14 protein-coding genes, 1 tRNA gene and 1 pseudogene are annotated in these 13,134 nt (G+C 59.2%); 11 read left to right on the forward strand and 5 right to left on the reverse strand.

Annotated elements, in window-relative coordinates; translation table 11 throughout:
- Positions 1–131: 131 nt before the first annotated feature.
- Complete coding sequence (locus tag AB8B29_RS06875) at positions 132–338, reverse strand: hypothetical protein (protein ID WP_034505093.1); 207 nt, start codon at positions 336–338, stop codon at positions 132–134.
- A gap of 168 nt (positions 339–506) precedes the next feature.
- A complete protein-coding gene (locus tag AB8B29_RS06880; protein WP_037202013.1) occupies positions 507–764 on the reverse strand; it encodes a GlsB/YeaQ/YmgE family stress response membrane protein in 258 nt (85 codons plus the stop codon).
- Between the two features lie 378 nt (positions 765–1,142).
- Here AB8B29_RS06880 and AB8B29_RS06885 point away from each other — a divergent pair.
- A tRNA-Lys gene (locus tag AB8B29_RS06885) sits at positions 1,143–1,218 on the forward strand.
- A gap of 443 nt (positions 1,219–1,661) precedes the next feature.
- Positions 1,662–1,865, forward strand: a complete 204-nt coding sequence (locus AB8B29_RS06890) for a hypothetical protein (RefSeq protein WP_113118265.1) — start codon at positions 1,662–1,664, stop codon at positions 1,863–1,865.
- 32 nt (positions 1,866–1,897) lie between these two features.
- Here AB8B29_RS06890 and AB8B29_RS06895 read toward each other — a convergent pair whose 3' ends face one another.
- Both AB8B29_RS06895 and AB8B29_RS06900 read right to left on the reverse strand, forming a co-directional pair.
- Positions 1,898–2,110 (reverse strand): hypothetical protein, encoded by a 213-nt coding sequence (locus AB8B29_RS06895; RefSeq protein WP_037202019.1) that lies wholly within the window; start codon positions 2,108–2,110, stop codon positions 1,898–1,900.
- 404 nt (positions 2,111–2,514) lie between these two features.
- Positions 2,515–2,802, reverse strand: a complete 288-nt coding sequence (locus AB8B29_RS06900) for a PsiF family protein (protein WP_037202021.1) — start codon at positions 2,800–2,802, stop codon at positions 2,515–2,517.
- Between the two features lie 272 nt (positions 2,803–3,074).
- On the opposite strand from AB8B29_RS06900, the gene AB8B29_RS06905 reads away from it, so the two are divergent.
- Entirely contained in the window at positions 3,075–3,827 is a 753-nt protein-coding gene (locus AB8B29_RS06905; protein ID WP_047557667.1) for a cytochrome c biogenesis CcdA family protein, read from the forward strand.
- Between the two features lie 52 nt (positions 3,828–3,879).
- Positions 3,880–4,842 (forward strand): AEC family transporter, encoded by a 963-nt coding sequence (locus tag AB8B29_RS06910; RefSeq protein WP_113118264.1) that lies wholly within the window; start codon positions 3,880–3,882, stop codon positions 4,840–4,842.
- Here AB8B29_RS06910 and AB8B29_RS06915 read toward each other — a convergent pair.
- Entirely contained in the window at positions 4,819–6,021 is a 1,203-nt protein-coding gene (locus tag AB8B29_RS06915) for a UbiH/UbiF family hydroxylase (RefSeq protein WP_113118263.1), read from the reverse strand. The genes AB8B29_RS06910 and AB8B29_RS06915 overlap by 24 nt on opposite strands.
- A gap of 212 nt (positions 6,022–6,233) precedes the next feature.
- Here AB8B29_RS06915 and pcsA point away from each other — a divergent pair, with 212 nt between their 5' ends.
- From pcsA to AB8B29_RS06950, 7 genes and pseudogenes are all read left to right on the forward strand, one after another.
- A complete protein-coding gene (pcsA, locus tag AB8B29_RS06920; RefSeq protein ID WP_113118262.1) occupies positions 6,234–6,959 on the forward strand; it encodes a phosphatidylcholine synthase in 726 nt (241 codons plus the stop codon).
- An 11-nt stretch (positions 6,960–6,970) separates the two neighbouring features.
- Positions 6,971–7,951 (forward strand): quinone oxidoreductase family protein, encoded by a 981-nt coding sequence (locus AB8B29_RS06925; protein ID WP_113118261.1) that lies wholly within the window; start codon positions 6,971–6,973, stop codon positions 7,949–7,951.
- Between the two features lie 41 nt (positions 7,952–7,992).
- The gene (locus AB8B29_RS06930; RefSeq protein ID WP_113118260.1) at positions 7,993–9,567 is read left to right on the forward strand and encodes an ABC transporter ATP-binding protein; all 1,575 of its coding nucleotides are present in this window, start codon (positions 7,993–7,995) and stop codon (positions 9,565–9,567) included.
- A complete protein-coding gene (locus AB8B29_RS06935) occupies positions 9,557–10,642 on the forward strand; it encodes an ABC transporter permease (protein ID WP_113118259.1) in 1,086 nt (361 codons plus the stop codon). The genes AB8B29_RS06930 and AB8B29_RS06935 overlap by 11 nt, the downstream gene beginning before the upstream one ends.
- Complete coding sequence (locus AB8B29_RS06940) at positions 10,639–11,559, forward strand: ABC transporter permease (protein ID WP_439006330.1); 921 nt, start codon at positions 10,639–10,641, stop codon at positions 11,557–11,559. The genes AB8B29_RS06935 and AB8B29_RS06940 overlap by 4 nt, the downstream gene beginning before the upstream one ends.
- Before the next feature lie 55 nt (positions 11,560–11,614).
- Positions 11,615–12,691 carry a BMP family ABC transporter substrate-binding protein gene (locus tag AB8B29_RS06945; protein WP_037202043.1) on the forward strand — a complete coding sequence of 359 codons (1,077 nt, stop codon included), beginning with the start codon at positions 11,615–11,617 and terminating at the stop codon, positions 12,689–12,691.
- A gap of 142 nt (positions 12,692–12,833) precedes the next feature.
- Positions 12,834–13,129 (forward strand): annotated as a pseudogene (locus tag AB8B29_RS06950) (sugar ABC transporter permease YjfF); the annotation flags it as partial.
- Between the last annotated feature and the right edge of the window lie 5 nt (positions 13,130–13,134).

Consider the following 13,134-nt stretch of genomic DNA (forward strand, 5'->3'; position numbering starts at 1 on the left):
CGAACAGATATGGCGTACAGTGTCACCTTGCGCCATCGAAGGCAACCAATTGTGATATATCAGTGCCGGCGGCTGGCGTCACGGGTCACGCCGGCTCGCCGAATTAAGGCGGAGAGGCAGGCGCCATCGCATCAGTGTTCGATGGCCGAGGACAAGGTTGGCGGCTTCCGCTTGGCGGCCATCAGCAGGTCCAGCTCGGTGGCCGATGGGCCGAACTTATAGAAGAGGCGCTTCGCCTCCTCGTCGTCGAGGCGATATTTCCGTGCAAATTCAGCGATGCTGTAGGGGCGACCGCGTATGACCTTGCGGGCTGGCGTCCGATTGGCGTCTTCCGTCATCCTTCCAACCTCCTTTTCGGTTCCACTTTGCTAGATAGCGTCGCGGATGGAGTTGGAAAGGCCTTTGGCGTGCGTTGCGCCAGCAGAATGCAACAAAAAAGGGAAGGCGGAATCCCGTCTTCCCTCTTTCTCCGTCCCTATTCGGGCGGGTTCCGCCCGGATACGCCGCTATCTCCTGATCAATCGACCGATGAAGATCAGGATGCAGGCGCCGATGAAGCCCGTGATCAGGTAATTCAGCCATAGATGGAAAGGCAGCTGGATACCGAGCACGCCAAATAACCAGCTGGCGACGAGTGCGCCGATAATGCCGAGAATGATGTTCATGATGATGCCTGTGTTGCTTTTCATGATCATCTCGGCGAACCAGCCCGCTAGGCCGCCAATGATAATTGCTGCAATCCAACCGACGTGTGCATCTTCCATAAAAAGAACCTCCTGAGGACCCGACGGGTTGTTAACAATGTCTGATATACACGAAAAACGATTCGCCCCCCAACAATTGCGAACGGCAAACTGCTGGATCCCTTGAGCGCAACCCTGATTATTAGGGGTAATTGTTACGATTGTTCCGGTGTGTTGGAGCTGATTCTCCGACATTACGGCCTCTTCACCGCTTCGAATCCAAGCTTTGGCATGCCGTCCGGGTAATCCGATCGGCGGAACGCAGCGTTTAGACCGCCTGGAGATGAGGAAAAGCGCCTTGGGGGTGCCACAGCCTCGATTTTATGGGTTGACCGCAATAGGGCGTCTGCATATGTTCCGCGCACTTCCAGCCGGGGTGAAAAAACGCCCGCGGAGAGGGAGAGCGTAGCTCAGCTGGTAGAGCAACTGACTTTTAATCAGTAGGTCATGGGTTCGAGCCCCATCGCTCTCACCATAGTCTTTTCAAACTTAAGTTGAATCTCATTAATTTGAGACAACGCCGTTTGTCGCGCGGTTGGCGCGAATGTGCGCTTGATTTTCGCGATGCCGCCGGCCTCAGCGGACAAAAAGCGCGCCCGACGGCGGGCTTTGCGCTTCCGCGCCGTCGGACGCTGCGGAAACGGTGCAGAGGTGACCGTTTCCGCCGTCTCCGGTGCCGGGCGGGTCGCCGGGGACGGGTGGAGGTGTCCGGTTGTCTTTGCAGATTCCGGTTCCATTCTTTTCCGGATATACGGTGCGGTCTCGCGGATAGTTTCAGTGCGCCCGAATTATTTTCATGAAAACTAATTTAGTTTAATGGCGCTCGCTCAAGAGCGCGACGCGCGTCGGCAGCGCCCCAGTTTTCTGGAACCTAATCGAGTCACTTGTGTTTCCCACTGAGACAATAGGAGAGATATGATGGCAGACGAAGAATCCCATGATCCGCGTCGCGGAAAGGAAAATACGCAGACGCTCGCGAAGATACAGCACAGCAAGGCGCATGGCGTAAAACAGGAGGCGGATACGGACGACAAGGCGCCGCTGGTTGCCGATCCCCGCAAAAGGCTTGCGGACGGCAAAATCGATCCGGCGACGAAAGAGCTCAAGCCGAAGGAGAAGTAGGCTCGAGGGATCGGGGAATTTAGTTCCGCATATTACGAATGCAGCAGCTTCGGCGGCACCGTCTCCTTGCCGTCATTCATGGCGATGGCGATGATCGCCAGGAGAACATATTCGCGTTTCCAGCCGGATTTCAAGGCCGCGGCAAGAAGGCTCTCGATGGAAGGTTCAAGGGCGAAAAGACAGGCGGCCAGATATCTCGCCTGCGACGCTTCTTCCGAAGGGGGAGGATTTATGGCTGCTTTCAATTTCCTGCTCCGTCCATTTATTCGATCGAACAGGGATGAGTTGTAATTTCAGCAGGTTTCCCAGGTTTTGCTCCTTTATTGCGAAACGTTGCTGTCGTAGCTGGAGTGCGATCATTCGTAGTCTCCGGGATGCCGGCAGACATAGCCATTCGCAACGATCCTGTCTTAGAGGTAGAAAACAGACCTCGGTGGCAACGGAGCTGTGTGCGATGACCATGAAAAGGGCGCTGCTCTTCCGGAATAACCAGAGAACGATAAACTTCCCCAAACGTGTGGCCCTTCAAAGCCATACGCGCGCATTTTCATCCGGAATATCTGACGGGAGCGACTGACGCGTCGCAGCGATCAACCTTACCGTCATTTCAACGGCAAGGTTGATCATTGAGGGAGAAGAACCTCGGATGCTATGCCGCCTTGCCGCCGTTCTTCTTGCAGTCGCTGCGGAACTTGGCGCGTGCCTTTCCATGCAGGCCCTTGGCGTCGGCCTGAGCCGAGCATGCTTTGGAAACGGACGTTTGGGCAGGCTTCATCGCCTTTGGCTTGACCGTGCTGGTCGTCGACTTCATCGCGGGTGTCGACGTCGTGGCACTGGGGGTCGTCGTCGTTGTGCTGGGTGTCGCCGTTTGTGCCATGGCGCTTACGCTGAAGAGGGCGGCAAAGGCTGCAGTCGTGAACATGGTAGCAATTCGCATGGGGCTTTTCCTCCGCTAACTAACTTGGGTGGAATGTACGTTGTTCGACGAACGTTGACAGCTTGAACCAATATTTAAGCAAAAGCAATTTGTTCGTTGGGCTGCTCTGCGGCTGTTGGTCGCGCCTTTTGCCCGCCTGTCTCGGGCGGCAAGATGTGTGTTCCGGTTGCTTCACTATAAAGGTTTCGCAGCCATCGCCCTCGAAAAGGTGATTGGCTTTCAGGCTTTCGCGAAGCTAGGAAGATGGGGAAATGACATAGCCGGAGTCCATCGTGTCGCTTGCCGATATCTCGCTTCTCAGTGCCTTGATCGCCGGGGCGCTTTCGTTCCTTTCGCCTTGCGTGCTGCCGCTCGTGCCGCCCTATCTCTGCTACATGGCCGGGATTTCGGTCGAGCAGTTTCGCGGCGGTGGAGCAGCTGTCGCCGCAGGGCCGAGCGTCCGCGGCAATGTGCTGATGTCGGCGCTGTTCTTTACGCTGGGGTTCGCCACCGTATTCGTCGCGCTCGGCGCCGGTGCTTCATCCATCGGCCTGCTGCTCCGCCAGCATCTCGATGTTCTTTCGAAGATCGGCGGTTTGATTATCGTCATCATGGGCTTGAATTTCCTCGGTGTTTTCCGCATCGGCCTTCTTGCTCGCGAGGCGCGTTTCCACGGCAGCGGCAAGCCGGCGACGTTGACGGGCGCCTATATCATGGGCCTTGCCTTCGCCTTCGGCTGGACGCCCTGCATCGGCCCGGTTCTCGGCGCCATCCTCGGCATCGCCGCCTCTCGTGAGACGGTTGGTGCGGGCGCTGGTCTGCTCGCGGTCTATTCGCTGGGGCTTGCCATTCCGTTCTGGATCGCCGCCGGCTTTTCCGGCGCTTTCATGAGCTTTCTGTCTCGCTTCCGCCGTCATCTCGGCACGGTCGAGAAGATCATGGGCGGACTTCTGGTGCTGACCGGGCTCGCCTTCATATTCGGCTATATCAGCGACATGGCGATCTGGTTTCAGCAGACCTTTCCAATCCTGATGAAAATCGGCTAAGTCGGGCGATATCCTTCGCCTTCATTTTTCACGGTAAAATGGAATATGCCCGATGGCTGACGTTGTCGGTCTGCTGCTGCCATTCTTCGGCCTGATCCTGATCGGCTACATTGCAGCGCGCATCACGAAGCAACCGGCGGAAGCGCTTGGCTGGCTCAATACGTTCATCATCTATGCGGCATTGCCGGCTCTGTTCTTCAAGCTCGTTTCGCAAACGCCGATCGAACAGCTGACGCGAATCGATTTCATCGCCACCGATATCGCCGCGACCTATTCGATCTTTCTCCTGCTGTTTTTGATCGGGCGTTTCCTGCGACGCAATTCTCTCGCCGACAGCACGATCCAGGCCTTTGCCGGAGCCTATGGCAATATCGGCTACATGGGGCCGGGCTTAGCACTTCTGGCTCTGGGAGAGAAGGCAGCCGTTCCCGTCGCGCTGATCGTGTGTTTCGAAAACGCGCTGCACTTCATCGTCGCGCCGGCCCTGATGGCTCTGGAAGGTGGAGACAAGCGCTCCGTCTGGCGCCTTGCCGCGGATATCGCCCGAAAGGTGCTGCAGCATCCCTTCATCCTGTCGACTGCCCTGGGTTTTGCCGTGGCAGCAGTTTCGATCCATCAGCCGGTCGCCTTCGAGCGATTTGTCAATTATCTTGCGCAAGCGGCTGCGCCCTGTGCACTATTTGCCATGGGCGTGACGCTTGCCTTGCGGCCGTTGAAGCGGGTTCCGGTCGAGATCGGCTATATCGTGCCGGCGAAACTCATCCTGCATCCGCTTCTCGTCTATATCGTGCTGCAGGCTGTCGGTGGCTTCGATCCGATTTGGATCGAAGCGGCAATGCTGCTTGCCGCTTTGCCGACGGCAACGAATGTCTTCGTCATCGGGCAGCAATACGGTGTCTGGCAGGAGCGAGCCTCTGCCACCATCCTGATCACAACGGCTTTTTCCGTCGTGACGGTCTCGCTGGTGCTCTATCTGATAAACTCCGGCGCCTTACCGGCGCAGCTTTTCCCGTAACAGAGAGGGAAGGTTGCGCAGGCTGCCGCCGGGCTCGATACCTTCGCGCATGACGATGTTCCGGAGCGGCGCGATGGCGGAGAGCACATGCAGCCCCGCCGCGCGCAGCATTTGCATCGGCAGGAAATCCGACAGAAGCGAGCGATTGAGGAGATCGACACTCGTCGTCCGGCTGATGATGTCGACGCGGCGCTTGCGGTCGAAATTGTCGCCGGCCGATCCCGGGATCGGCTGGTCAGCGCGGGTGCAGAGGATGTCTGACAACGCCAGTATATCGCGCAGGCTCAGGTTCAGGCCTTGCGCCCCGATCGGCGGAAAGACATGGGCGGCTTCGCCGATCAAGGCGGCGCGGCCCTTGCCGAAACGATGGGCTGTCATGCCGGAGAGCGGCCAGACCTGGACATTGTCCTCGATCGTCACCCGACCGAGCATCGATTGCATGCGCTCCTCGACCAGTCTTCCGAGGTCTTCGAGCGACTTTTCGGCATTGGCGGCAGCTTCCGCCGGCTTCTGCACCCAGACGAGGCTGGAGCGGTTGCCGGGCAAGGGGACCTGCGTGAAGGGGCCGCTTTCCATGTGAAATTCCGTCGAGATGTTCTGATGCGGCAGGGAGTGCGCAAGGTTCAGAACCATGGCGGATTGCGGATAGGACCACCCCTTGACCTTGATGCCCAAAGCCTCGCGCACCATCGAGTTGCGTCCGTCGGCACCGACGACGAAAGCGGCATCGATCGAATCGCCGTTGTCGAGCGCAATCGTTACGCCATCGTCGCGAAAGGTGATGTCCGAGGCGCTGGCCTCGATGCGGCTGATATTTGCTTCCGCCTCGATGGCGTCATGGAGGCTGCCGAGCAGCACGGTATTCGGAATATTGTAGCCGAAGGCGTCGAGGCCGATTTCCGACGATCTGAACGAGATAGTCGGCGCACGCAGCAGCCTCGATGTGCCGTCGATGATCCGCATGGTCGTCAATGCAGCTGCCGAGGGCGCGATCTTGTCCCACAGCGTCAGGCGCTCGAGAAAGCGGATCGATTGATCCATCAGCGCCGTCGTCCGCCTGTCGGCCTTGTTGTGCGGCGCGGCCACCAGCGCGACCGATCGTCCGCCGCGCGCAAGCGCGAACGCCGTGATCATGCCGGCCAGGCCACCGCCGATAACGGCCACTTCAATCTGCTTCATATCGATGCCTCAATTGCCACTCGCTCTGAAAATAGGCGCTTAGCCTGTTGAAATCCATGGGATGAAACATCGCAGCGGGTGAAAATGACAGGAAGTCGCGCTAGCGTGACGGGATAGACGCTTTTGCGCTGGCGGTAGAGACCAAAGGATGCATATTAGCGAGAAAAACCGCCTGCCGGGGCAGGTGCATAAGCAGACGAGTCACGGGGCGGATGAAAATCTTCAAATACAAGCGGGTGCCTTATGCGGAGATTCGTGCTTTCTCCGTCCATATATTGACGGCATCCGGATCTTTTCTCGCCTTTCTCGGCGTCGTTGCAGCCTCGGAGCATCGTTTTGTCGATATGTTCTGGTGGCTTGGCCTGGCGCTGCTGGTCGACGGTATCGACGGGCCGATCGCGCGCAAGGTCCGGGTCAAGGAAGTCCTTCCCAATTGGTCGGGCGATACGCTCGACAATATCATCGATTACGTGACCTATGTGCTGCTACCGGCCTTCGCGCTCTATGAAAGCGGCATGATCGGCGAGCCTTGGTCGTTTGTCGCCGCCGGCATGATCGTGGTCTCCAGCGCCATCTATTACGCCGATACCGGCATGAAGACGGACGAGTATTTTTTCTCCGGCTTCCCAGTCGTCTGGAACATGGTAATCTTCACGCTCTTCGTCATCGATGCCAGCGCCACGACCGCCATGATCCTCGTGGGCGTTTCCGTCGTCTTGACCTTCCTGCCGATCAATTTCCTGCACCCCGTGCGCGTCAGACGGTTGCGGCCGCTCAATCTCGGCATATTCCTCTTCTGGTCGGCGCTCGGTGTCTATTCGCTGCTGATGCACTTCGTCATGCCGCAATGGGCGGTTGCCCTCTTCATCATCAGCGGCATCTATCTTTACTGCATCGGCGCCATGTTGCAGTTTTTTCCGTCCCTCGGGCGTCAATAGGATTGCGCATCATGAACAAGACCCAGGTCATTCGCATCCATGAAAACGGCGGTCCTGATGTCATGAAGCTGGAGGAGGTGGATCTGCCGCCGCCTGCTGCCGGAGAAGTGCAGCTCCGCCATGCCGCGATCGGACTGAATTTCATAGATGTCTATCTCCGGTCTGGGCTTTACAAGGCGCCTTACTTTCCGCTGCCGCTCGGCAAGGAAGCCGCCGGTACAATCACCGCGGTCGGGGCGGGCGTCTCCGATTTCTCAGTCGGCGACCGCGTCGCCTATGCCGGCAGCGATGGCGCCTATAGCGTCGAGCGTAATATCGAGACCCGTCATCTGGTCAAGGTGCCTGACGATATCCCGCTCGAAACGGCGGCGGCGATGATGCTGAAGGGCATGACGGCCGAATATCTGCTGAACCGCACCTTCAAGGTCGGCCCCGGCGTCACGCTGCTGTTCCACGCCGCAGCCGGCGGCGTCGGCCTGATCGCAGGTCAATGGGCGAAAGCGCTGGGCGCCACCGTGATCGGCACGGCCGGTTCGGCTGAAAAGGTCGAGCTGGCACTGGCGCATGGTTATGACCACGTCATTGACTATAGCCGGGAGAATTTCGCTGACCGCGTTCGGGAAATTACCGGCGGCAAGGGCGTTGACGTCGTCTACGATTCGGTCGGCAAGGATACGTTCCCGCATTCGCTCGATTGCCTGAAGCCGCGAGGCATGTGGGTGACCTTCGGCCAGTCCTCGGGTCCGATCGAGAATTTCAATCTCGCCATCCTCAATCAGAAGGGCTCGCTTTTCGCGACGCGCCCGAGCCTTTTCGCCTATGTCTCCACACCGGAAGAGTTGAGAGGCAGCGCCGGGGCGTTATTTGCTGTTGTGCAAAGCAACAAAGTGCGTATCAATGTCCATCAGACCTATCCGCTTGTTGATGCTGGGCGCGCGCACTCGGATCTGGAAGCAAGAAGAACAAGTGGAACTACACTGCTGATCCCATAGATCCATAAAGGGCAGGACGGTGGGAAGGAAATGAGGGGAACGTGTCGTCATCTGATGTGCCGGCAACCGGTGCGTTACTATCGGTTCGCAAACTGACGAAGCTGTTCGGTAGTTTTGCTGCCTGCAATGAAATCGATCTGGAAATCCAGCCGGGCGAAATTCACGCTCTGCTCGGCGAGAACGGCGCAGGCAAATCCACGCTCGTAAAGATGCTGTTCGGCGTGCTGGAGCCGACGCATGGAGAAATAGTCTGGCAGGGCCAACCCGTTGCGATCGACTCGCCGGGCACGGCCCGCAAGCTCGGCATCGGCATGGTGTTCCAGCATTTCTCGCTGTTCGAGGCGCTGACGGTTGCCGAAAATATCGCGCTGTCGCTCGACAGCAAGATCCCGATCGCGAAAATATCGGAAGAGGCCGCGAGGCTGTCGCGAGCCTATGGCCTGCCGCTCGATCCGAACGCTCATGTGGCCGATCTCTCTGTCGGCGAGCGCCAGCGCATCGAAATCGTACGTGCGCTGCTGCAGAATCCGAAGCTGATCATTCTCGATGAACCGACCTCGGTGCTGACGCCGCAAGAGGCCGATCGCCTCTTCGAGACACTGTTCCAGCTGAGGGACGAAGGGCGCTCGGTGCTTTACATCAGCCATCGCCTGGAAGAAGTGCAGCGCATTTGTTCGCGCGCCACCGTGCTTCGCCACGGCAAGGTGACCGGTGCCTGCGACCCGCGGCAGGAAACGACGGGTTCGCTTGCGCGCATGATGGTCGGCAGTGACGTTGCCAGTGTGCAGCACGAGGGACTTGGGAGTGCGGGTGACATTCAGCTCGAGGTCGCTGGTCTGTCCGTCCCGGCGCGGACTCCCTTTGCCATGTCGCTGAAGGACGTTTCGTTGCGTGTGCGTGCCGGCGAAATTCTCGCAATCGCAGGCGTTGCCGGAAACGGGCAGGGCGAGCTGTTCGACGTCATCTCCGGCGAGTACACCGTCCCATCGGACGATCTGATCCATGTGCGCGGCCAGGCGGTCGGCACCAAGGGCATCAATACGCGCCGGTTGCTCGGTGCCGGTTTCGTGCCGGAGGAGCGCCATGGACACGCCGCCGTCTCGGCGATGAAGCTGTCGGACAATCTCGTCCTGGCGCGCAACCAATCGGACAGCAAGGCATTTCTGCGCGGTCGTTTCCTCAAGATCATCCGTCACGGCGTCGTCAAGCAGGCCGCCAAGCGGATCTGCGAAGCGATGGATGTGCGCAAGAGCGGCGAGGATCCGGCCGCCGGCGCGCTTTCGGGCGGCAATCTGCAGAAGTTCATCGTCGGTCGAGAACTCGATCGCCAGCCGAGCGTGCTGGTCGTCAACCAGCCGACCTGGGGTGTGGACGCAGGGGCCGCGAGCCGCATCCGTCAGGCACTGGTCGATCTTGCCCGTGACGGTTCGGCTGTGCTGGTTATCAGCCAGGATCTTGACGAGATCTTCGAAGTGGCGACCGATATCGCCGTCATCTCGGAAGGCCGGCTTTCAGCTTCATACCCCGCCGGCGAACTCACCCGCGAAAAGATCGGCCTGCTGATGAGCGGTCTGCATGAATCCAGGACGCATTCGGAGCCCGCGCATGCGCATTGAACTTGAAAAGCGCCCGCAGGTCTCGAAACTGTTCGGCATACTGTCGCCGTTGCTTGCCCTCGCGCTGGCGCTGATCGCCGGCACCATCATGTTCGCCGTCATGGGCAAGGACCCCGTGGAGGCGTTGGACGCCTTCTTCGTCGAGCCTCTGCTGGAAGTCTGGTCGCTGCACGAACTGGCGATCAAGGCAGGGCCGCTGATCCTGATCGCCGTCGGCCTCTGCGTCTGCTACCGCTCCAACAATTGGAACATCGGGGCGGAAGGTCAGTTCTCCATCGGCGCGGTCACCGGCTCCCTCATCCCGATCGTCTTCACCGATTGGCATTCGCCGATGATCCTGCCGCTCATGCTGATCGCCGGCGCCATCGGCGGCGCCCTCTATGGCGCTATTCCGGCGCTGCTGAAGGCGCATTTCAACACCAATGAGATCCTCACGAGCCTGATGCTCGTCTATATCGCACAGCTCTTTCTGGATTGGCTGTCACGGGGGCCGTGGCGCGATCCACAGGGGCATAATTTTCCGCAGAGCATCGATTTTCCGCCGGAGGCCGTGTTGCCGGCGATCTGGGAGGATTCCGGCCGTGCCCATTGGGGTATCGTCTTTGCCGTCGTCGCGGCGATCCTTGCCTGGTTCATGATCAAATATACGCTGAAGGGTTTCGAGATAACCGTGCTTGGTCAGTCCGCACGGGCAGGTCGGTTCGCCGGCTTCTCCTCGCGGAAAATGGTCTGGTTCGCCTTTCTCTTTTCCGGCGCGCTCTCGGGTCTTGCCGGCATTTCCGAGGTCGCCGGCTCGATCGGCCATCTGCAGCCGGCGATCTCGCCAGGCTACGGCTTCACCGCCATCATCGTTGCATTCCTGGCACGTCTCAATCCTCTCGGTGCGATCCTTTCCGGCTTCGTGCTGGCGCTGACCTATCTCGGCGGCGAGGCGGCACAATTGTCGCCCGGTATTTCCGCCAAGGCGGCGAGTGTCTTCCAGGGGTTGCTGCTGTTTTTCGTGCTCTCCTGCGATACGCTAATCTACTATAAGATCCGCCTGATCTGGTCGCGGGTTCGAGGAGGTGCGGCATGAGTGTCTTTGAAGCGATCCTCCTCACCATCATCACGGCCTCGACGCCGCTCGTCATTGCCGGCTTGGGCGAGCTGGTGGTGGAGCGCTCTGGCGTGCTCAATCTCGGCGTCGAAGGCATGATGATCATGGGCGCGGTCGCCGCCTTCGTCGGCGCGCAGATGACCGGATCGCCCTATGTGGGCCTCGTCACCGGCATCATCGCCGGCGCATTGTTTTCCCTGCTGTTCGGGTTCCTGACGTTGACGCTGGTGACCAACCAGGTCGCTACGGGTCTCGCGCTGACCATCCTCGGCCTCGGTCTTTCCGGGATGATCGGCGAAGGCTATGTCAGCGTGCCCGGCGTGCAATTGCGAGAAATCGTCTTCCCGTTGCTATCGGATATTCCGCTCGTGGGGCCGGTGCTGTTCAAGCAGGACCTGACCTTCTATCTCTCGATCGCGCTGCTCATCGGCGTCAACTGGTTCCTCTTCCGCAGCCGCGCCGGCTTGAAGCTGCGCGCCGTCGGCGACAGTCACGGTTCCGCGCATGCGCTGGGCATCGATGTCATCCGCACGCGCTATCTCGCCGTCATGTTCGGCGGCGGCTGCGCGGGGCTTGCCGGCGCGCAATTGTCGCTGGTCTACACGCCGCAATGGGTCGAGAACATGTCGGCCGGCCGCGGCTGGGTGACGCTGGCGCTCGTCGTCTTCGCGTCCTGGCGGCCGATGCGCGTCATGGCCGGCGGCTATCTCTTCGGCGCCGTGACGATCCTGCAGTTTCACGCACAAGGCTTCGGCGTCGGCATTCCCTCGCAATTCCTGTCGATGCTGCCCTATGCATCGACTACTGTGGTTCTCGTCATCATCTCACAAAATCGCCGCGCGACCTTGATCAACACGCCAGCGTCGCTCGGCAAGGCCTTCGTTCCGGAGCGCTGAGGACAAACAGCCGGACGGATTTTTGTAAAAACATGTCAAACCAATAGGGGTAACCATGAAAAAACTAGCACTCGCACTCGCCACGACAGCCGCTGCCATCGTTGGTTTCGCGGCTGCGGCCGAAGCGGCGCCGACCAAGGTCTGCTTTGTCTATGTCGGTTCGCACACGGATGGCGGTTACTCGCAGGCGCACGATCTCGGCCGTCAGCAGATTCAGAAGGAATTCGGCAACAAGATCGATACGCCTTATCTCGAGAACGTGCCGGAAGGCCCCGACGCCGAGCGTGCCATCGAACGTCTTGCCCGCTCCGGCTGCTCTCTGATCTTCTCCACCTCGTTCGGCTTCATGGATGCGACCGTCAAGGTTGCGGCCAAGTTCCCGAAGGTGAAGTTCGAGCATGCGACCGGCTTCAAGAGCGGCCCGAATCTCGCGACCTACAATTCGCGCTTCTATGAAGGCCGCTATATCCTGGGTCAGATCGCTGCCAAGATGTCGAAGAATCACGGCGCCGCCTACATCGCTTCCTTCCCGATCCCGGAAGTCGTCATGGGCATCAACTCCTTCGAGCAGGGCGCCCGCTCGATCGATCCGAGCTTCAAGCTCAAGGTCATCTGGGTCAATACCTGGTTCGACCCGGGCAAGGAAGCCGATGCCGCCAAGGCCATGGTTGACCAGGGCGTCGATATCCTGACCCAGCATACCGACACGACGGCACCGATGCAGGTGGCCGAAGAGCGCGGCATCCACGCCTTCGGTCAGGCTTCCGACATGATCGCCGCCGGCCCGAAGGCGCAGCTGACGGCCGTCGTCGACACCTGGGGCAACTATTACTCCAAGCGCGTTCACGCGCTGCTCGACGGTACGTGGAAGTCCGAGCAGAACTGGGACGGCCTGAAGGACGGCATCCTGAAAATGGCGCCCTACACCAACATGCCCGACGACGTGAAGAAGATGGCTCAGGAAACCGAAGCCAAGATCAAGTCCGGCGAACTCGCACCCTTCACCGGCCCGATCAACAAGCAGGACGGCACACCTTGGCTGAAGGCCGGCGAGAAGGCCGATGACGGCACTCTGCTCGGCATGAACTTTTACATCGAGGGCGTCGACGACAAGCTGCCCGCTTCGAAGTAAGGCAGACGAAATGGCATGAGTTGAAAGGGGCGCCCTTGGTGCCCCTTTTTTGTTGTGTTGCGGTAGCGAATACTGATTTACAAAAGTACTACTATATGTTTTTTTGATCGAGGGTCGGGGAGAGGGCCCTTGACGGGACTTCGCTGGTCTATCCGGAATCGTTTTTTCCATTTATACATCAGCGGGATATTCGCTTGTCATGGTGAGCATTGAGCTTGTCGTGGTGATGGGCGGAACACTGCTAACGGGAGGAGCGGGGTTCGGCGGAGGAGCATTCATCGGAATTCTGATACAGGATCAGCTTCAGACCTACATCGCCTTTGATGGAACGCTTTCCAACGGGTGGATGACGGCCTGATCGGCCTGCTGCAGTTTGCATATATTCTGATGCCCGAGAGTTTTCTGCTGCTTTCTCGTTTCAATCGACGTTACGTCTGAGGGAA

The organism is Rhizobium sp. 11_C7_N12_5 (assembly GCF_051811145.1).
Classification (GTDB): domain Bacteria; phylum Pseudomonadota; class Alphaproteobacteria; order Rhizobiales; family Rhizobiaceae; genus Rhizobium; species Rhizobium lusitanum.